Source organism: Diaphorobacter oryzae DSM 22780 (genome assembly GCF_059568935.1).
Map to the genome: position 1 here is coordinate 401651 of NZ_JCANUL010000002.1, position 18608 is coordinate 420258.

The following is an 18608-nucleotide window of genomic DNA, read 5'->3' on the forward strand; positions in this document are numbered from 1 at the left end:
GAAGGAGGGCGGGCCGGGGGGCGGCGCTGTGGGCCGGGCGTCAGACGATGGCGAAATGCTCGGTCCCGGAGGCCAGGTCCGTGGTCTTGGCGCGCTGGCTGCCGAGCTTGATCTGCAGGCGCAGGTCGTTCACCGAGTCGGCATTGCGTAGAGCGTCTTCGTAGCTGATCACGTTGGCCTCGAACAGGTCGAACAGGGCCTGGTCGAAGGTCTGCATGCCGAGGTTGCGGCTCTTCTTCATGATCTCCTTGATCTCGGCCACCTCGCCCTTGAAGATCAGGTCGGAGATCAGCGGCGTGTTCAGCATCACCTCGACGGCCGCGGCGCGGCCCTTGCCGTCCTGCTTGGGGATCAGACGCTGCGAGATCATGCCGCGCAGGTTCAGCGACAGGTCCATGAGCAGCTGGGCGCGGCGCTCTTCGGGGAAGAAGTTGATGATGCGGTCCAGCGCCTGGTTGGCGCTGTTGGCGTGCAGCGTGGCCAGGCACAGGTGGCCGGTCTCGGCGAAGGCCACGGCATGCTCCATGGTCTCGCGGTCGCGGATTTCGCCCATCAGGATCACGTCGGGCGCCTGGCGCAGCGTGTTCTTGAGCGCGGCCTCCCAGCTGTCGGTGTCCAGGCCCACCTCGCGCTGCGTCACCACGCAGTTCTTGTGCGGGTGCACGAATTCCACCGGGTCTTCCACCGTGATGATGTGGCCGAAGGAGTGCTCGTTGCGCCAGTCCAGCATGGCGGCCAGTGTGGTGGACTTGCCCGAGCCCGTGGCACCTACCAGGATGCACAGGCCGCGCTTGGTCATGGTGACTTCCTTGAGCACCTGGGGCATGCCCAGGCCGTCGATGGTGGGCAGCGTGAGCGGAATCGTCCGCAGCACCATGCCCACGCGCCCCTGCTGGATGAAGGCATTGACGCGAAAGCGCCCCACGCCCGCGGGCGAGATGGCGAAGTTGCACTCCTTGGTGCGCTCGAAGTCGGCCACCTGCTTGTCGCTCATGATGGAGCGCGCCAGCGTGAGCGTATGGGTCGGGGTGAGCGGCTGGGGCGAGACCTTGGTGACCTTGCCATCCACCTTGATCGCGGGCGGAAACTCTGCCGTGATGAACAGGTCGCTGCCGCCGCGGCTGACCATCAGCTTGAGCAGATCATTGATGAATTTACTGGCCTGATCCCGTTCCATCCCGATACCCCCTTATGTCAGCCTTGTCGGCTTTGTTGTACTACCCGACTATTCAGCGTTGATTGTCGCTCAGGCGAGCGCTCACTACGCGCAGCCGCAGCGAGAGCTTGCGCGCCAGCAGGGCCACCAGGCTGGCGGCCAGTTGCGGGTCCTGCGACATCATGTCGTCCATGGCCTCGGCGCCCAGCACGGCCACCTCGCAATCGGTGAGCGTGGTGCAGGCCGAGAAGCGGATGCCGCTGTCCAGCAGCGACATCTCGCCCAGGATGTCGCCGGGGCGGGTCTCGGCCAGGCGCAGGTGCTCGCCCCAGGGCTGCACGCGGTCCACGGCGATGGTGCCGGTGAGCAGCACCACCATGAAGTTGCCGTACTCGTCCTGGCGGATCACATCCCGGTTGGGTGGAACGGCCGCGAACTCGAAGAAGCGCTCCATGCGCTCCACGGCGTTCTGGTCCAGATGCGCCATGTACTTGTCCTTGGCCCAGAGCGACTGCAGCAGCTTGCCGCCGCGGCTCTTGGGCAGGCGCTTGGCGCCCACCTCCACCGCGCGCGCCTCCCAGGGGATGAGCTGCGACTCGTCCACACCCTGGCCGGCGAACGCGGTGGTGAAGAACACGGAGTCGCCGTTCTCTTCGCCGGTCCTGCGGGTTCTGGACTTGAGCAGGCTGAGAATGCCTTTCATGGTGGGGCTCCGAAGTGCCGGGCCTGCCTCCTCGCGGGCCCGGCGGGGTGGATGGGGGTGCGCCGCCCCGGAGGGGTCAGCCGGGGAAGTTTTCGGGAATCTTGGCCTTGGCGCGGGCCTCGGCGGGGCTGATGATGTTGCGGCGCACCAGGTCGGTGAGGTTCTGGTCCAGCGTCTGCATGCCCACGCTGTTGCTGGTCTGGATGGTGGAGTACATCTGCGCCACCTTGGCCTCGCGGATCAGGTTGCGGATGGCGCTGGTGCCCAGCATGATCTCGTGCGCGGCCACGCGGCCCGCGCCGTCCTTGGTCTTGCACAGCGTCTGCGAGATCACGGCCTGCAGCGACTCCGACAGCATCGCGCGCACCATTTCCTTTTCTTCGGCGGGGAACACGTCGATGATCCGGTCGATGGTCTTGGCGGCGCTGGACGTGTGCAGCGTGCCGAACACCAGGTGGCCCGTTTCGGCGGCCGTCATGGCCAGGCGGATGGTTTCCAGGTCGCGCATTTCGCCCACCAGGATCGCGTCCGGGTCTTCGCGCAGAGCGGACTTCAGCGCCGCTGCGAACGACAGCGTCATCGGGCCCACTTCACGCTGGTTGATCAGGCACTTCTTGGATTCGTGCACGAACTCGATCGGGTCTTCCACCGTGAGGATGTGGCCGTACTCGGATTCGTTGAGGTAGTTCACCATGGCCGCCAGCGTGGTGGATTTGCCCGAGCCCGTGGGCCCGGTGACCAGCACCAGGCCGCGCGGCTTGAGCGCCAGGTCGCCGAAGATCTTGGGCGCGTTGAGCTGCTCCAGCGTCAGGATCTTGCTGGGAATGGTCCGGAACACGGCCGCCGCGCCGCGGTTCTGGTTGAAGGCATTGACGCGAAAGCGCGCCAGGCCGTCGATCTCGAAGGAGAAGTCCACCTCCAGGAACTCTTCGTAGGCCTTGCGCTGGGCGTCGCTCATGATGTCGTACACCATGGCGTGGACGGTCTTGTGGTCCAGCGCATCGACGTTGATGCGCCGCACATCCCCATGGACCCGGATCATCGGCGGCAGGCCGGCGGAAAGGTGCAGGTCCGACGCCTTGTTCTTCACGCTGAAGGCGAGCAATTGGGTGATGTCCACGGGTTCCCTCTCATCGTTTGATACGCTTGGGCAAACATTATGACGACGATTGCCAGCAACCTCCAGCGCGTTCAAGGGCGCATCGCGCGGGCCTGCGCGGCCGCGGGCCGGGCTCCGGATTCCGTGGCCCTGCTGGCGGTTTCCAAGACCTTCCGCCCCGAGGCGGTGCGCGACGCGGCCCTGGCGGGACAGCGCAGCTTCGGCGAGAACTACATCCAGGAGGCCGTGGAAAAGATGGCCCTGGTCGCGGCGCTGGGGCTGCCGCAGCCGCTGGAGTGGCACTGCATAGGCCCCGTGCAGAGCAACAAGACGCGCCTGGTGGCGCAGCATTTCGACTGGGTGCACACGGTGGACCGGCTGAAGACGGCGCAGCGCCTGTCCGACCAGCGTCCGGAGCACCTGGCGCCGCTGCAGCTGTGCATCCAGGTGAACGTGGACGGCGGCGCCACCAAGGCCGGCGTGCCCCCTGGCGATGCGCTGGAACTGGCGCGGGCCGTGGCGCAACTGCCCCGGGTGCGGCTGCGCGGCGTCATGAGCATTCCCGACGAAGCGCCTGCCGCCGAGGCGCAGCTGGCCGTGTTCCTGCGCGTGCGCCAGGTGTTCGACGCGCTGCGTGCGGAGGGCGGGCCGGGGTTCGAGGCCTTCGACACCCTGTCGCTGGGCATGACCGGCGACCTGGAGGCCGCCGTGCGCGCGGGCAGCACCATGGTGCGCGTGGGCAGCGGCATCTTCGGTGCGCGCGACTACGGCGCCACCGCATGAGGTGCTAAGCTGATCCGCTCAATTTTGTTGACGGAGACGCACACATGCCCGGCCTGCTGCCCGACATCGACCCCGATGGCCTGCTCGAATTCTCGGTGGTCTATACCGACCGCGCGCTCAACCACATGTCCCGCCGCTTCACCGGCGTGATGCAGGACATCCTGGCGACGCTCAAGCAGGTCTACCACGCCCACACGGCCGTGCTCGTGCCCGGCAGCGGCACCTTCGGCATGGAGGCAGTGGCGCGCCAGTTCGCCAACCGCGAGAAGGTGCTGATCGTGCGCAATGGCTGGTTCAGCTACCGCTGGAGCCAGATCTTCGACGCGGGCGGCCTGGGCGGCGGCGCGGTCGTGTGCAAGGCGCGCCAGCTGGGCGACGGCCCCCAGGCGCCCTGGGCGCCGTGCCCGGCCGACGAGGTGGCCGCCGCCATCCGCGCCGAAAGGCCGCGGGTGGTGTTCGCGCCGCATGTGGAGACGGCCAGCGGCATCATCCTGCCCGACGACTATCTGCGCACCGTGAGCGCGGCCGCGCACGAGGTGGGCGCGCTCTTCGTGCTGGACTGCGTGGCCTCGGGCGCCATGTGGGTGGACATGGAGCAGACCGGCGTGGACGTGCTGATCTCCGCGCCGCAAAAGGGCTGGAGCGGCTCGCCCTGCTGCGCCATGGTGATGCTGTCGGAGCGCGCGCGCCAGGCCATCGAGGACACGCAAAGCTCCAGCTTCTCGTGCGACCTCAAGAAATGGATGCAGATCGCCGAGGGCTACGAAAAGGGCCAGCACGCCTACCACACCACCATGCCCACGGACGCGTTGGTGCGCCTGCGCGACGTGATGCTGGAGACCCGCGACTACGGCTTCGACACGGTGCGGGCCGAGCAGGTCGCGCTGGGCGCCAAGGTGCGCGCGCTGCTCGCATCGCGCGGCTTTCCCAGCGTGGCGGCCCAGGGCTACCAGGCGCCGGGCGTGGTGGTGAGCTACACCACCGACCCCGGCATCCAGAGCGGCAAGAAGTTCATCGAGGCCGGCCTGCAGACCGCCTCGGGCGTGCCGCTGCAGTGCGACGAGGGGCCGGACTTCCAGAGCTTCCGCATCGGCCTGTTCGGCCTGGAGAAGTGGCACAACGTGGACCGCACCGTGGGCCAGCTGGCCGCGGCGCTGGACAAGGTGGCACCCGCCGCGCCGTAAACCGGTGCCCAGGGCGGGGCCGGACGCGCCCGCCTCCTACAGCCGCAGGGTGGACGCCGCCGCGGCCCTGGGGCTATGCTCCCCGCCATGCAAGCCTCTCCCCTGGAGCCGGACGCGCCCGCCGCCGCGCCGTTTGAAGCCTCCGCGCTCGCAGACCGCGCGGGCCAGCTGGCCCGCGCCAAGCGCCAGGCCACGGGCCTGCTGCTGGCGGTGGTCTTCGTCTTCGCCCTGACCTATCTGTTCCCGCGCAGCCTGGGCGTGGCCTGCGTGCGCGCCGTGGCCGAGGCCGCCATGGTGGGCGCGCTGGCCGACTGGTTCGCGGTGTCGGCGCTGTTTCGGCGCATACCGCTGCCGCTGCTGCAGCGGCACACCGACATCATTGCGCGCAACAAGGACCGCATCGGCGGCAACCTGGCGGTGTTCGTGCGCGACCGGTTCCTCGACGCGCCCTCGCTCGTGGCCATGATCCGCCGCCATGACCCGGCCAATCTGCTGGCGCAATGGCTCACGTCGCCCGCCAACGCGGGGCTGCTGGGGCGGCAGGTGGCGCGCCTGGCGCTCACGGCGCTGGAGACGGTGGAGGACGCCAAGATCCAGGCCTTCCTGAGCCAGGCCGCGCGCACCCTCGTGGGGCAGATCGATCTGACGCGCTCCATGGCCTCGGCCCTGGGCGCGCTCACCTACCAGGGGCGCCACCAGGCGCTGCTGGACGATCTGCTGGAGCGCCTGGGCGCCATGGTGCGGTCGGAGGACACGCGCGCCTTCGTGGCCGACACGCTGGTGCAGTGGATCAAGCGCGAGCACCCGCTCAAGCAGAAGGTGCTGCCCACCGACTGGCTGTCGGGCAAGGGTGCGGCGGCCATCACCCATGCGGTGGAGACGCTGCTCCAGGCCGTGGCCGAGGACCCGCAGCATGAGCTGCGCGAGGCGCTGGACGGCGCCGTGCAGCGCCTCATCGCCCGCCTGCAGACCGACCCCGACTGGGCGCGCCGCGGCGAGGAGGTTCGCAGCTACCTGCAGAACGACGAGGTGCTGGGCCGCTATGTGCGCGACCTGTGGCAGGGCCTGCGCGAGCGGCTGCGCGCGGACCTGGCCGACGAGGACTCGCAGCTGTCGCGCCGCGTGGCCGGCATGGGGCAGTGGCTGGGCATGTCGCTGGCCGGCGATGCGGCCCTGCGTGTGCGCCTGAACGTGCGGCTGGAACTGTGGGCCGCCACGTTCGCGCCCGACGTGGCGCAGTCCGTGGCCGAGCATATCCGCGCCACGATGCAGCGCTGGGACGCGCAGGAGATGGCCCGGCTGGTCGAGCTGCACATCGGCCGCGACCTGCAGTTCATCCGCATCAACGGCACGGTGGTGGGCGGCTGCATCGGGCTGCTGCTGTTCGCGGTCTCGCACGCGGGCGAGCTCTGGGCCCTGGTGGCGCGCCCTTGAACTCCTGATTTGATAGCTGTCAGCGCTTGTCCATCAAGCGCTTCGGGCTAATTTTGCTTTCAATCAGAAGCGTGGCAGGTCCGGGTGGCTGAGCTTGCCGCCGCGCACCAGCATCTTGCCGTACTCGGCGCAGCGGTTCAGCGTGGGGATGACCTTGCCGGGGTTGAGCAGGCCGGCCGGGTCGAATGCCGTCTTCAGGGCGGCCATCTGCGCGTTCTCCTCGGTGGTGAACTGGGTGCACATGCTGTTCAGCTTTTCCACGCCCACGCCGTGCTCGCCCGTCACCGTGCCGCCCATGGCCACGCTGGTCTCCAGGATGTCGGCGCCGAACAGCTCGCAGCGGTGCAACTCGTCGGGGTCGTTGGCGTCGAACAGGATCAGCGGGTGCAGGTTGCCGTCGCCCGCGTGGAACACGTTGCAGCAGCGCAACTGGTATTTCTTTTCCATCTCCTGGATGGCCAGCAGGATGTCGGCCAGGCGCTTCCTGGGGATGGTCGAGTCCATGCACATGTAGTCGGGGCTGATGCGGCCGCTGGCGGGGAAGGCGTTCTTGCGCCCGCTCCAAAAGCGCATGCGCTCCTCCTCGCTGTCGCTCACGCTGATGGCGGTAGCGCCTGCGCCGCGCAGCACCTCGCTCATGCGCCCGATCTCTTCCTCCACCTCCTCGGGCGTGCCGTCGGATTCGCACAGCAGGATGGCCTCGGCCGTCAGGTCGTAGCCGGCCTTGACGAAGTCCTCCACGGCGGCGGTCATGGGCTTGTCCATCATCTCCAGCCCGGCCGGGATGATGCCCGCCGCGATCACGGCGGCCACGGCATCGCCGGCCTTGCGCACGTCGTCGAAGCTGGCCATGATGCAGCGCGCCAGCTGGGGCCTGGGGATGAGCCGCACGGTGACCTCCAGCGCCACGGCCAGCATGCCCTCGCTGCCGATCACGGCGGCCAGCAGGTCGTAGCCGGGCGCGTCCAGCGCCTCGCTGCCGAAGGTGACGGGCTCGCCCTCCATGGTGAAGCCGCGCACGCGCAGCACGTTGTGCACCGTCAGGCCGTACTTCAGGCAGTGCACGCCGCCCGAGTTCTCGGCCACGTTGCCGCCGATGGTGCAGGCGATCTGGCTGCTGGGGTCGGGTGCGTAGTACAGGCCGTGGGGCGCGGCGGCCTCGCTGATGGCCAGGTTGCGCACGCCGCACTGCACGCGCGCCGTGCGGCTGACAGGGTCCACGTCCAAGATGCGGTTGAACTTGGCCAGCGACAGCGTCACGCCCATGGCGTGGGGCATGGCGCCGCCCGACAGGCCCGTGCCCGCGCCGCGCGCGACCACCGGCACCTGCAGCCGGTGGCAGGCCCTGAGCACGGCCTGCACTTCGCTTTCTGTCTCGGGCAGGCAGACGACCAGCGGGCGCTGGCGGTAGGCCGTGAGGCCGTCGCATTCATAGGGCGTGGTGTCCTCGGACTGCCAGAGCAGCGCGTGCTGCGGCACGCAGGCCGAGAGGGCCTGCACGACCTCGGCCTGGCGCCGGGCGCGTTCGGTGGGGGTGGGGCTGGTGGACATGGTGGCGTGACTGTAGGCCATGGTGGCCCTGCGCGGCGTGAGTTTTCTTGCAGGCGGGCGTGAGCCGGATTGCGTTGTTTGCTATGTTATTTATAGCTACTTGCGCTTGCTGGATAAGCGCTGCAGGCCGATTTGGCCTGCGGTTCAGGCCATGGAGCGCCGCAGCCACTCGGCGAACGCGGCGCATTCCCAGCGGTCCATGGTGCCGGTGCGCCAGCACAGGTAGTGGGCGTGCGGGCTGGGCGCGTCGATGTCGAACAGGCGCACCAGCGAGCCCTGGTCCAGCCAGGGCGCGCCCAGCTTCAGGCGCACCAGCGCCACGCCCATGCCGGCGGCGGCGCCGTCGCACATCAGGCCGATGTCGTTGAACTGCGAGCCCTCGGTGGGCGCGGGCCAGTCCAGGCCGCAGGCGTCGAACCAGCTGCGCCAGGGCTCCAGCGGGCTGCGCAGCAGGGGAATGTCCTGCAGGTCCGCGGGGCGGTCGAACGGGCCGTGCTCGCGCACGAAGGCGGGCGAGGCCAGCGGGGTGACCACATCGCGCGCGATCTCCACATGCTCCATGTCGGCGTAGTGGCCGGTGCCGAAGCGCACGACCAGGTCGGCGTCCTCGGCCACCACGTCCAGCAGCGGAATGGAGACCTGCAGCGCCAGGTCGATCTCGGGGTAGGTCTCGGTGAACTGGCGCAGGCGCGGAATCAGGATGGCGCGCGCGAACGTGGGCGTGACGGCCAGCTTGAGCCGGCGCTTGCCCGGCGCGATGGCCGCGCCCGGAAAGCGCTGCAGCGCGGTCAGCCCCTCGCGCACATGGGCCAGGTAGGCGTTGCCGTCGGTGGTCAGGGAAAAGTCGGAGCGCCCGAACAGGCGCGTGCCCAGGATCTGCTCGAGCTGCTTGACGCGGTGGCTCACGGCGCTGGGCGTCACGCACAGCTCGTCGGCCGTCTGCGTCACGCTGCGCAGGCGCGCCAGGGCCTCGAAGGTCAGCAGGCACTGGATGGGCGGGATGCGCCGCAGGCTCGCGGCGTCCAGCGCCGCCTTGGCCGAGAGGTGGGCGCTGGAGTGGGTGGCCATGGCGGGCTGAGGGGTCAGCGGAAGACGACGGTCTTGTGCCCGTTGAGCAGCACGCGGTGCTCGCTGTGCCATTTCACGGCGCGGGCCAGCACCAGGCTTTCGGTGTCGCGGCCGCGGGCGGTGAGGTCTTCGACAGTATCCGTGTGATCCGCTCTTGTAACGTCTTGTTCGATAATCGGCCCCTCATCGAGGTCGGCCGTCACGTAGTGCGCGGTGGCGCCAATCAGCTTGACGCCACGGTCATGGGCCTGGTAGTACGGCTTGGCGCCCTTGAAGCTGGGCAGGAAGCTGTGGTGGATGTTGATCGCGCGGCCGGCCAGCTTGGTGCACAGGTCGTTGGACAGCACCTGCATGTAGCGGGCCAGCACCACCAGCTCGGCCCCTTCGGCCTGGATGATTTCGTACTGTTTGGCCTCGGCTTGCGCCTTGGTGGCGCTGGTGACGGGGATGTGGTGGAACGGAATGTTGTAGCTGGCCGCGAGCTGGTAGAAGTCGCGGTGGTTGCTGATGATGGCGCGGATGTCGATGGGCAGCAGGCCGCTTTTCCAGCGAAACAGCAGGTCGTTGAGGCAGTGCCCTTCCTTGCTGACCATCAGCACGGTCTTCATGGACTCGCTGGCGGCGTGCAGGCTCCAGCGCATGGCGTGGCTCTCGGCGAAGGTGGCCAGTTCGCTCTTGAGGGTGGCTTCGTCGGCGCCGGTGCAGGCGAACTGCACGCGCATGAAGAACAGGCCGGTGCCCTGGTCGTTGTATTGGGCGGCTTCCTCGATGTTGCCGCCCTGGTCCAGCAGGAAGCCGGAGACGGCATGCACCAGCCCGAGCCGGTCGGTGCAGGACAGTGTCAGGATGTAGGAATGGGTCATATGCCGCGATTGTCGCAGCACGCGGCGCCCCACTGGGAGTAAGGATTGCAGAGCAATAGCGCGGGCCGCGGGCCCTCGTCGATGGCGCCCTGGGGCGCGGTGGCGTTGGTCCTGGCGGCCGGCGCGGCATGGGCGTGGGCGGGCGCGGGCCTGCTGCAGCGCCTGCCGCTGGAGCCCGATGACCATGCCCTGGCGCTGCGCTGCAAGGCCTGGGTGGAGGGCACCCTGGTCGGCGTGCTGGTGGTCTGGCTGCTGCGTGCGTACCGCATGGGCCCGAAGCCGCGCACCCTGGTGCGGGAGGTGGACCAGGTGCTGCGCCACGCGCCCGCGGGCATGGCCCGCCTGGGCATGGACGGCCGCCTGCTGTGGGCCAACGAGCGCCTGCGCGACTGGCTGGGCCTGTGCCCGGACGAGCCGCTGCCCGAGACGAGCTTTCGCGCCCTGGTGTGCCCGGCCGACGGCGCCTGGGTGGAAACCCAACTGGAGCGCCTGAGGGCCGGGGAAATCGACCACTACCAGGGCGAGCGCCAGTGCCACAACCTGCGCGACGGCACGAGCCAGCCCGTGCTGTGCACGGTGAGCCACGTGGCGGCCGCGCATGGCGAGCCCGAGCACCTGGTCTGCGTGCTGCAGTCCATGCGGGAACTGCAGGCCGCGCGCGCGGCCCAGGCGCTCAGCGAGCAGCGGCTGCGCCTGGCGGCGACGGTGGTGGACAACACCATCGAGGGCGTGGTGGTGACCGATGCCGAGAGCCGCATCCTGTCGGTCAACGCCTCGTTCACGCGCCTGCTGGGCTACACCGAGGACGAGCTGCTGGGCCGCACGCCGGGTGTGTTCAAGTCCGGGCGGCACGACAAGTCGTTCTACGAGGCCATGTGGGACTCCATGCGCCGCACGGGCCACTGGCAGGGCGAGATCTGGAACCGGCGCAAGAACGGCGAGATCTTTCCCGAGCGCATGTCACTGTCGGCCGTGCGCGGCGAGGGCGGGCAGGTCACGCACTACGTGTGCATGTTCACCGACATCTCCGAGGACAAGGCGCAGCGCGAGCGCCTGGAGTTCCTGGCGCACCGCGACCCGCTCACCGGCATCGCCAACCGCGCGCATTTTGGCGAGCTGCTGGCCGATGCCGTGCGCGATGCCGGCGCGCGCGGCGAGCGCATGGCGCTGCTGCAGCTCAACCTGGATCGCTTCAAGGACGTGAACGGCAGCTACGGCCATGTCGTGGGCGACGACGTGCTCAAGCACATCGCGCGTCAGCTGCAGGCGGCCCTGCGGCCGGGCGACCTGCTGGGCCGCATGGCCGGTGACGAGCTGGCCGTGCTGGCGCGCAACCTGCGCCGGCCCGAGGACGCCATCGCCGTGGCGCGCGAGCTCATCGCCGCCGTGGCGCGGCCCTGGCGCTCGCCCGACGGGCTGGCCGTGGTGGCCAGCGCCAGCGCGGGCATCTGCCTGTATCCCGACCACGCCGGCGATGCCCAGCTGCTGCAGCAGGGCGCGCATGCCGCCGTCTACGGCGCCAAGGCCCAGGGGCGCGGCGCCTGGTGCTTCTTCCATGAGGGCATGACCCAGTCCGCGCGCGAGCGCCTGGCGATGGAGGCGCGGCTGCGCCAGGCGCTGCGCGACCCGGGGCAGCTGCAGGTGCATTACCAGCCGCAGGTGGACATCGCCAGCGGCCGCATCGTGGGGGCGGAGGCGCTGGTGCGCTGGTTCGCGCCCGACACCGGCAGGCCCGTGTCGCCCGCGCAGTTCATTCCGGTGGCCGAGGCCACGGGCCTCATCGGGCCGCTGGGCGAATGGGTGCTGGCCGAGGTTTGCCGCCAGGGGCAGGAATGGCTGGCCCAGGGACTGCAGCCGCTGACGCTGTCGATCAACATCTCGCCGCACCAGTTCCACCTCACGGACCTCAGCGGCAGCGTGGCCGCGGCGCTGCAGGTGTCGGGCTACCCGCCGCAGGCGCTGGAGCTGGAGATCACCGAGTCGGCCCTGGCCGCCCACCCCGAGGAGGCGCGCCAGATGCTGGAGCGCCTGCGCGCCCAGGGGCTGCGCGTGGCGGTGGACGACTTCGGCACCGGCTATTCCTCGCTGGCCCACCTCAAGCGCTTTCCCATCGACGTGCTGAAGATCGACCAGGGCTTCATCCGCGACATTCCGCGCAACGCCGACGACATGGCCATCAGCGCGGCCATCATCGCCATGGGCCACAGCCTGGGCCTGTCGGTGCTGGCCGAGGGGGTGGAGACGCCCGAGCAGCTGGCCTTTCTGCGCGAGCGCGGCTGCGACACCTTCCAGGGCTATCTGTGCAGCCGCCCCGTGCCGCCGGCTGAGTTCGCGCAGCTGCTGGAGGCGCAGCCGGTGGTGTGAGCGTGGGCTTACTTTTGCGTGGCGGAGCCGGGCCAGCGGGCCCGCAGGTCGGTGCAAGGGTCCTGCGGCGGCAGGGCCGGCGTGTGGTGGATGTAGTCTGCTTCTGATTTGATAGTTTCTTGCGCTTGCCCCGCCTGGGCTATGGCCACTTTTGATGTGAAATCCGTTGGTAGCCAGGTGGGCACGCCCAGGCCGCGCCGCGCATGGCCGTAGCCCGCTACCAGCAGCACCGTGCGCCCGTTCTGGCGTGCGGCGAGCAGCGTCTGGGCCAGGCTGGCGTCGCGCGCCAGCTGCACCCGCACCATGGGCGCCAGCCGGTCGGCGGGCAGCAGGCCGCAGTGGCCCGCGTCGATGGCCTCGCGCTGCCGCGCCAGCGCCGCGGGCGGCAGATGGGCGTCCAGGGCCTCGTCCCGCATGGCCGCGCGCATGCGCTCGCGCGGCAGGTTGCCGCCGCGCACCGGCACGCCGGCCGCCACGGCGGCCATCACCACCGGGGCGTAGCGCTCCCAGGGCCAGGCGGCCTCGTTCCACCGCAGGGCGGCGCGCACCTGTTCTGCACTGGCGTGCGGCGGCAGGCCGTCCGTGGCGGTGCCCGCGTCGGCCATCTCGATCACCACGGCCGCCAGGCGGCCCCGCGCGGCCAGCCAGCGCACGGTGTCTTCCTGCCAGCGCTGGTGGGCGGCGGCGTCATGCTGCTCGCCCAGCAGCAGCGCGTCCACGGCAGGCCAGCGGTCGAGCTGGGCCCGCCAGGCGGCGTCGCTCTCGGCCGGGGCCCGGGGGAGCGCGCAGCCCTGCAGCAGGGCCAGCGACAGGACCGGTAACAGCGCGGGCAACAGGCGGCGCAAAGCGGGGAGGAGCGGAGTGGGGCGCATGCCCCATGGTAGGGCGTGGCGGCAATGCAACCGTTGGTAATTTTTTCCTGCGCGGCGGCGCAGCGGCTCGTCCATGTGCTCTCCCGCGCGTCTCGCGGCTGGCGTGCTACAGGAATCGGAGAAACGCCGGCCGGCGGCCGGAGGGCGGCGCAGGGTCTTGATCCGCGTGTGGGGCAGGGCGCGGGTGGGCGGTGTACAAACGGGGATTGCCGCCGCGCTCGGGTCGCGGCGTGCCTGTCAGACATCTTCGGAGCCCCCCGCCATGCAACGTGAAATCACCGACCTCGCCCCCAGCCTGCCCGTCCAGCCCATCAGCCTGGACGTGCTGAAGGAGAAATACTTCAAGGACGGCGAGAGCGATGTGGAAGACCTGTACCGCCGCGTGGCGCGCGCCCTGGCCTCGGTGGAGCGCGAGGACCTGCGCCAGACGCTGGAGGCGCGCTTCCTGGACAACCTGCGCGCGGGCGCCATCGGCGCTGGCCGCATCATGAGCGCTGCCGGCACCGACATCCAGGCCACGCTGATCAACTGCTTCGTGCAGCCCGTGGGCGACTGCATCCAGGGCGTGGACGACGCCGGCTACCCCGGCATCTACGAGGCCCTGCGCGAGGCCGCCGAGACCATGCGCCGCGGCGGCGGCGTGGGCTACGACTTCTCGCGCATCCGTCCGCGCGGCGCGCTGGTCAAGGGCACGGCGTCCATGGCGTCCGGCCCGTGCAGCTATATCAATGTGTTCGACCAGTCCTGCTCCACCGTGGAGAGCGCGGGCGCGCGCCGCGGCGCGCAGATGGGCGTGCTGCGCATCGACCACCCGGACGTGCTGGACTTCATCACCGCCAAGCGCACGCCGGGGCGCTGGAACAACTTCAACGTCTCCGTGGGCGTGCCCGACGCCTTCATGGAGGCCGTGGAGCAGGACCGCGACTGGGAGCTGGTGCACGGCGCCACGCCCGGCACCGAGCTGCAGGCCAAGGGCGCGCACCAGCGCGCCGACGGGCAGTGGGTGTACCGCACGGTGCGCGCGCGCGAGCTGTGGGACACGGTCATGAAGTCGGCCTACGACTTCGCCGAGCCGGGCATCCTGTTCCTGGACCAGATCAACACCGACAACAATCTGCACTACACCGAGTCGATCCAGGCCACCAACCCCTGCGGCGAGCAGCCGCTGCCGCCCTACGGCTGCTGCGACCTGGGCCCCATCATCCTGACGCGCTTCGTGCGCAACCCCTTCGGCCTGCACGGCGAGGCGGCGTTCGACTTCGACGCCTTCGAGCAGGCCGTCGCCACCCAGGTGCGCGCGCTCGACAACGTGCTGGACGTGACCTTCTGGCCGCTGCCGCAGCAGCAGGCCGAGTCGGCGGCCAAGCGCCGCATCGGCGTGGGCTTCACCGGCATGGGCAACACCCTGGCCATGCTGTGCAAGCGCTACGACCGCCAGGACGGCCGCGACATGGCGGTGCAGATCGCCGAGCGCATGCGCAACGCGGCCTACCGCGCCTCCGTCGAGCTGGCCAAGGAAAAGGGCGCCTTCCCCAAGTTCAAGGCCGACGGCTACCTGGCCAAGGGCACCTTCGCCAGCCGCCTGCCCGAGGACATCCAGAAGTCCATCAAGAAGCACGGCATCCGCAACAGCCACCTGCTGTCCATCGCGCCCACGGGCACGGTGAGCCTGGCCTTCGCCGACAACGCCTCCAACGGCATCGAGCCGCCGTTCTCCTGGACCTACACGCGCAGGAAGCGCGAGGCCGACGGCAGCAAGAGCGAGTACGTGGTGGAGGACTACGCCTGGCGCCTGTACCGCACGCTGGGCGGTAATGTGAGCCAGTTGCCCGACTACTTCGTGAGCGCCATGGACATGGCGGCCGGCGACCATGTGGCGATGATGGAGGCGGTGCAGCCCTTCGTGGACACGGCCATCTCCAAGACCGTGAACGTGCCCGAGGACTACCCCTACGCCGACTTCAAGGGCCTGTACCTGCAGGCCTGGCACTCGGGCCTGAAGGGCCTGGCCACCTACCGCCCCAACAGCATCCTGGGCGCCGTGCTGGAGGTGCCGGCCGCCGAGGCCAAGCCCGCCAAGAGCGAGCCCGCGCCCGAGCCGGCGCAGCCCATCGACCCGATGCGCATCGTGATCGAAAGCCGCCCCAAGGGCGGGCTGTCGGCCGTGGCCGAGAAGATCGAGTACTGGACCCAGGAAGGGCACAAGCGCCTGTACCTGATCGTCTCCTTCCTGCCGGTGCCCGATGGGCGCGGCGGCACGGTGGACCGCGCCATCGAGTTCTTCATGCCCGTGGGGCAGAGCAGCGAGTCGCAGCAGTGGATCACCTCCAGCATGCGCCTGCTGTCGCTGGCGGCGCGCGGCGGCTTCCTGGAGCGCGCCCTGTCCGACATGCGCAAGGTGGCCTGGGACCGCGGCCCCGTGCGGCTGGGCACCCACGAAAAGGCCGACGGCACCCACGTGCCGCTGTGGCACGACTCCGAGGTTGCGGCCATCGCCTACGCGGTGCAGAACATCCTGGCGCGCCGCGCCGACGCGCCCCAGCAGCAGGTGCTGCCGCTGGACGAGCCGGTCATGTCCACCGGCATGCCGCCCGCCATGGCAGGCAAGAAATGCCACGAATGCGGCGCCCATGCCGTGATCCGCAAGGACGGCTGCGACTACTGCACCCAGTGCGGCGCGCTGGGCAGCTGCGGCTGAGCCGCGTTCGCCCTGTAGTCATTGAATTGCTATTAAATTAATAGCTATTAGCGCTTGCTGGGTGGGCGCTACATGCCTTTTTGGCATGTAATGAGAGGGCGGTGGCCACGGCATGGATGTGCTTGATAAAAGTCAAGACATTCCGGGCCTGCGTGCCTACACTGCCGCCATGCGCAAGAAGCCTTCGCTGTCCGCCAAGCTGCTGGCCATGGGCACGGTGTTCCTGCTGGTGGCCCTGGCGTCCATCGGCTTCACGCTGTGGGTGACCTGGCAGCTCGAGGGCGGCGCCGCGGCCGTGAACGAGGCCGGGCGCCTGCGCATGAACATGCTGCGCATGGTGCTGGCGCAGCAAAACGAATCCCCGGAAGAGTTCGTCCTGCTCGAGCAGCGCTTCGAGGCGGGGCTGGAGCTGCTGCGCACGGGCGACCCCGCGCGGCCGCTGTTCGTGCCCTGGAGCGACGACACGCGCGAGCGCTATGAGCATGTCAGCGCGCAGTGGCAGGCCATTCAGCAGGAATGGAAGGCGGCGGCACCGGCCGAGAGCGGCGCCGCCGCCGTGGCGCGCGGCGACGCCTTCGTGCGCGAACTCGACAGCTTCGTCGAGGCGATCGAGGTGCAGATCGTGCGCTGGACGGCGGCGCTGCACCTGTTCCACCTGTTCATGGTGGCGCTGGCCATCGGCTCGGCCGTGACCTTCATGGCGCTGAGCTACCTGCTGGTGCTCAACCCCGTGACGCGGCTGCAGCAGGCGCTGGCGCGCGTGCGCCAGGGCGACCTGTCCACCCGCCTGGAGGTGGAGACGGACGACGAGTTCGGCCAGCTGGCGGCGGGCTTCAACCTCATGGCCCATGCGCTGCAGGCCTCGCACGAAGACCTGGAGCGCAAGGTGCGCGAGAAGACCGCCAGCGTCGAGGTGCGCAACGAACGCCTGTCCGCGCTCTACGCCGTGAGCGCGCTGGCGGCGGAGGCCGGCAGCCTGGAGGTGCTGGCCCAGGGCTTCGCCCAGCAGATCCGCCGCGTGGCGGGCTGCGACGCGGCGGCGGTGCGCTGGTCCGACGAGGCCAACGAGCGCTACGTGCTGCTGGCGGCCGACGGCCTGCCCCATGCCCTGGCCGAGCAGGAGCATTGCCTGAACACGGGCTCCTGCGAATGCGGCCAGGAACGGGAGCAGGCGCGCATGCGCGTGATTCCCATCACGCCGGTGGGCGGGCTGCAGCTGCCGCACTGCCGCGAGGCGGGCTTCGAGACCGTGGTCAGCATCCCCGTGCAGCTGCACCAGCGGCTGCTGGGCGAGGTGACGCTGTTCTACCGCACGCCGCTGGAGCTGTCCGAAGGCATGCGCGAGCTGCTGTCCACCATGGCGCGGCATCTGGCCAGCTCCATGGAGAGCCTGCGCGCCACCGCGCTGGAGCGCGAGGCCGCCGTGGCCGAGGAGCGGCAGCTGATCGCGCGCGAGCTGCACGACTCCATCGCCCAGTCGCTGGCCTTCCTCAAGATCCAGACCCAGCTGCTGCGCGATGCCGTGGCCAAGGGCAATGCGCAGGCCCGCGACCGCAGCATGGCCGAGCTCGACGTGGGCGTGCGTGAATGCTATGCCGATGTGCGCGAGCTGCTGGTGCACTTTCGCACGCGCACCCAGGACGAGGACATCGAGGACGCGCTGCGCGCCACGCTGTCCAAGTTCGAACACCAGACCGGCGTGGCCACCGTCCTCGGCATGTCGGGGCAGGGGCTGCCGCTGGCACCGGACGTGCAGATCCAGGTGCTGCACATCGTGCAGGAGGCGCTGTCCAACGTGCGCAAGCATGCCGGCGCGCGCCGTGTGGAACTGCGCGTGCAGCGCCACCCGCGCTGGCGCTTCGAGGTGCAGGACGACGGCAGCGGCTTCGACCCCGCGGGCGTGCCGCCCGATTCGCTGCATGTGGGCCTGGGCATCATGCGCGAGCGCGCCCAGCGCATCGGCGCCAGCCTGCAACTGACTTCCCGCCCCGACGGCCACGGCACCCGCGTGACCCTGGAGCTGCCTCCCATGGGCCGGGAGGACAGTCCGCCGCCCAGCCCATCTACTTCCTTCGCCGCTGCCGCATGAACGCCACCATCACCCTGTTCCTGATCGACGACCACACGCTGCTGCGCCGCGGGCTGGTGGCCCTGCTGTCCCAGCAGCCGGACCTGCGCGTGGTGGGCGAGGCCGGGGACGCCGCGGAGGCCCTGCGCCTGCTGCCGGCGCTGCGGCCCGACGTGATCCTGCTGGACAACCATCTGCCCGGCGTGCGCGGGGTGGACGCCATCGCCGGGCTGCGCGAGGCCTCGAGCGGCAGCCGCGTGCTCATGCTGACGGTGAGCGAGGACGGGCAGGACCTGGCGGCCGCGCTGCGCAACGGCGCGCAGGGCTACCTGCTCAAGACCATCGACGGCGACTTGCTGGCCGAGGCCATCCGCCGTGCCGCCGGCGGTGAACCCGTGGTCAGCCCCGAGATGATGGGCAAGCTCGTGGCCGCCTTCCAGTCCCAGGGCGCGCCCGGGCCGGACCTGCTGCCCGAGGAGGCCGAGCCGGCCTCCCCGCTGTCGCCGCGCGAGGAGGAGGTGCTGAGCGAGATCGCACGCGGCGCGAGCAACAAGGAGATCGCGCGCCAGCTGTCCATCGCCGAGACCACGGTGAAGATCCATGTGCAGCACATCCTGCGCAAGCTGGGACTGTCTTCGCGCGTGCAGGCGGCCGTGTACGCCTCCGACCGCCAGCGCCTGGCGGAGTAGCCGACCGGCCCGCACATAGTTCTTTGGGAGTAGGGCGGCGCAGGCCGCCCTCGTTCTTTTGCACCGTCCGTGGTGT

General features: G+C 69.9%; 14 protein-coding genes. 7 read left to right on the forward strand and 7 right to left on the reverse strand.

What is annotated here, in order from left to right:
- Positions 1–40: 40 nt before the first annotated feature.
- From BP68_RS05115 to BP68_RS05125, 3 genes are all read right to left on the reverse strand, one after another.
- Complete coding sequence (locus BP68_RS05115; protein ID WP_496369532.1) at positions 41–1177, reverse strand: PilT/PilU family type 4a pilus ATPase; 1137 nt, start codon at positions 1175–1177, stop codon at positions 41–43.
- A 52-nt stretch (positions 1178–1229) separates the two neighbouring features.
- A complete protein-coding gene (locus tag BP68_RS05120; RefSeq protein ID WP_496369533.1) occupies positions 1230–1859 on the reverse strand; it encodes a cyclic nucleotide-binding domain-containing protein in 630 nt (209 codons plus the stop codon).
- A 76-nt stretch (positions 1860–1935) separates the two neighbouring features.
- A complete protein-coding gene (locus BP68_RS05125) occupies positions 1936–2979 on the reverse strand; it encodes a type IV pilus twitching motility protein PilT (protein ID WP_496369534.1) in 1044 nt (347 codons plus the stop codon).
- Between the two features lie 39 nt (positions 2980–3018).
- Between BP68_RS05125 and BP68_RS05130 the strand changes: the two genes are divergently transcribed.
- The 3 genes from BP68_RS05130 to BP68_RS05140 all read left to right on the forward strand — a co-directional run bounded on the left by BP68_RS05130 (position 3019) and on the right by BP68_RS05140 (position 6359).
- Entirely contained in the window at positions 3019–3741 is a 723-nt protein-coding gene (locus BP68_RS05130; protein ID WP_496369535.1) for a YggS family pyridoxal phosphate-dependent enzyme, read from the forward strand.
- Between the two features lie 44 nt (positions 3742–3785).
- On the forward strand, positions 3786–4925 hold the full coding sequence (locus tag BP68_RS05135; RefSeq protein ID WP_496369536.1) for an aminotransferase class V-fold PLP-dependent enzyme: 1140 nt from the start codon (positions 3786–3788) through the stop codon (positions 4923–4925).
- Between the two features lie 87 nt (positions 4926–5012).
- Positions 5013–6359, forward strand: a complete 1347-nt coding sequence (locus BP68_RS05140) for a DUF445 domain-containing protein (RefSeq protein ID WP_496369537.1) — start codon at positions 5013–5015, stop codon at positions 6357–6359.
- Between the two features lie 63 nt (positions 6360–6422).
- Here BP68_RS05140 and BP68_RS05145 read toward each other — a convergent pair whose 3' ends face one another.
- From BP68_RS05145 to purU, 3 genes are all read right to left on the reverse strand, one after another.
- Positions 6423–7910, reverse strand: a complete 1488-nt coding sequence (locus BP68_RS05145; RefSeq protein ID WP_496369538.1) for an FAD-linked oxidase C-terminal domain-containing protein — start codon at positions 7908–7910, stop codon at positions 6423–6425.
- A gap of 144 nt (positions 7911–8054) precedes the next feature.
- On the reverse strand, positions 8055–8978 hold the full coding sequence (locus BP68_RS05150) for a LysR substrate-binding domain-containing protein (RefSeq protein WP_496369539.1): 924 nt from the start codon (positions 8976–8978) through the stop codon (positions 8055–8057).
- 14 nt (positions 8979–8992) lie between these two features.
- On the reverse strand, positions 8993–9841 hold the full coding sequence (purU, locus tag BP68_RS05155) for a formyltetrahydrofolate deformylase (RefSeq protein WP_496369540.1): 849 nt from the start codon (positions 9839–9841) through the stop codon (positions 8993–8995).
- Between the two features lie 81 nt (positions 9842–9922).
- Here purU and BP68_RS05160 point away from each other — a divergent pair, with 81 nt between their 5' ends.
- Entirely contained in the window at positions 9923–12205 is a 2283-nt protein-coding gene (locus BP68_RS05160; RefSeq protein ID WP_496369717.1) for a putative bifunctional diguanylate cyclase/phosphodiesterase, read from the forward strand.
- Between the two features lie 8 nt (positions 12206–12213).
- On the opposite strand, the gene BP68_RS05165 is transcribed toward BP68_RS05160, so the two are convergent.
- Positions 12214–13077 carry a ChaN family lipoprotein gene (locus BP68_RS05165; RefSeq protein WP_496369541.1) on the reverse strand — a complete coding sequence of 288 codons (864 nt, stop codon included), beginning with the start codon at positions 13075–13077 and terminating at the stop codon, positions 12214–12216.
- 262 nt (positions 13078–13339) lie between these two features.
- On the opposite strand from BP68_RS05165, the gene BP68_RS05170 reads away from it, so the two are divergent.
- The 3 genes from BP68_RS05170 to BP68_RS05180 all read left to right on the forward strand — a co-directional run bounded on the left by BP68_RS05170 (position 13340) and on the right by BP68_RS05180 (position 18532).
- On the forward strand, positions 13340–15775 hold the full coding sequence (locus tag BP68_RS05170; protein ID WP_496369542.1) for an adenosylcobalamin-dependent ribonucleoside-diphosphate reductase: 2436 nt from the start codon (positions 13340–13342) through the stop codon (positions 15773–15775).
- Positions 15776–15944: 169 nt separating this feature from the next.
- Entirely contained in the window at positions 15945–17864 is a 1920-nt protein-coding gene (locus tag BP68_RS05175) for a type IV pili methyl-accepting chemotaxis transducer N-terminal domain-containing protein (protein ID WP_496369543.1), read from the forward strand.
- The gene (locus tag BP68_RS05180; protein ID WP_496369544.1) at positions 17861–18532 is read left to right on the forward strand and encodes a response regulator; all 672 of its coding nucleotides are present in this window, start codon (positions 17861–17863) and stop codon (positions 18530–18532) included. The genes BP68_RS05175 and BP68_RS05180 overlap by 4 nt, the downstream gene beginning before the upstream one ends.
- Positions 18533–18608: the final 76 nt, after the last annotated feature.

Excerpts from the sequence above, each read along its gene's own strand:
- BP68_RS05115 (WP_496369532.1), bottom strand. The coding sequence starts at position 1,177 with ATGGAACGGGATCAGGCCAGTAAATTCATCAATGATCTGCTCAAGCTG.
- BP68_RS05120 (WP_496369533.1), bottom strand. The coding sequence starts at position 1,859 with ATGAAAGGCATTCTCAGCCTGCTCAAGTCCAGAACCCGCAGGACCGGC.
- BP68_RS05130 (WP_496369535.1), top strand. The coding sequence starts at position 3,019 with ATGACGACGATTGCCAGCAACCTCCAGCGCGTTCAAGGGCGCATCGCG.
- BP68_RS05135 (WP_496369536.1), top strand. The coding sequence starts at position 3,786 with ATGCCCGGCCTGCTGCCCGACATCGACCCCGATGGCCTGCTCGAATTC.
- BP68_RS05140 (WP_496369537.1), top strand. The coding sequence starts at position 5,013 with ATGCAAGCCTCTCCCCTGGAGCCGGACGCGCCCGCCGCCGCGCCGTTT.
- BP68_RS05145 (WP_496369538.1), bottom strand. The coding sequence starts at position 7,910 with ATGTCCACCAGCCCCACCCCCACCGAACGCGCCCGGCGCCAGGCCGAG.
- BP68_RS05150 (WP_496369539.1), bottom strand. The coding sequence starts at position 8,978 with ATGGCCACCCACTCCAGCGCCCACCTCTCGGCCAAGGCGGCGCTGGAC.
- purU (WP_496369540.1), bottom strand. The coding sequence starts at position 9,841 with ATGACCCATTCCTACATCCTGACACTGTCCTGCACCGACCGGCTCGGG.
- BP68_RS05160 (WP_496369717.1), top strand. The coding sequence starts at position 9,923 with ATGGCGCCCTGGGGCGCGGTGGCGTTGGTCCTGGCGGCCGGCGCGGCA.
- BP68_RS05165 (WP_496369541.1), bottom strand. The coding sequence starts at position 13,077 with ATGCGCCCCACTCCGCTCCTCCCCGCTTTGCGCCGCCTGTTGCCCGCG.
- BP68_RS05170 (WP_496369542.1), top strand. The coding sequence starts at position 13,340 with ATGCAACGTGAAATCACCGACCTCGCCCCCAGCCTGCCCGTCCAGCCC.
- BP68_RS05175 (WP_496369543.1), top strand. The coding sequence starts at position 15,945 with ATGCGCAAGAAGCCTTCGCTGTCCGCCAAGCTGCTGGCCATGGGCACG.
- BP68_RS05180 (WP_496369544.1), top strand. The coding sequence starts at position 17,861 with ATGAACGCCACCATCACCCTGTTCCTGATCGACGACCACACGCTGCTG.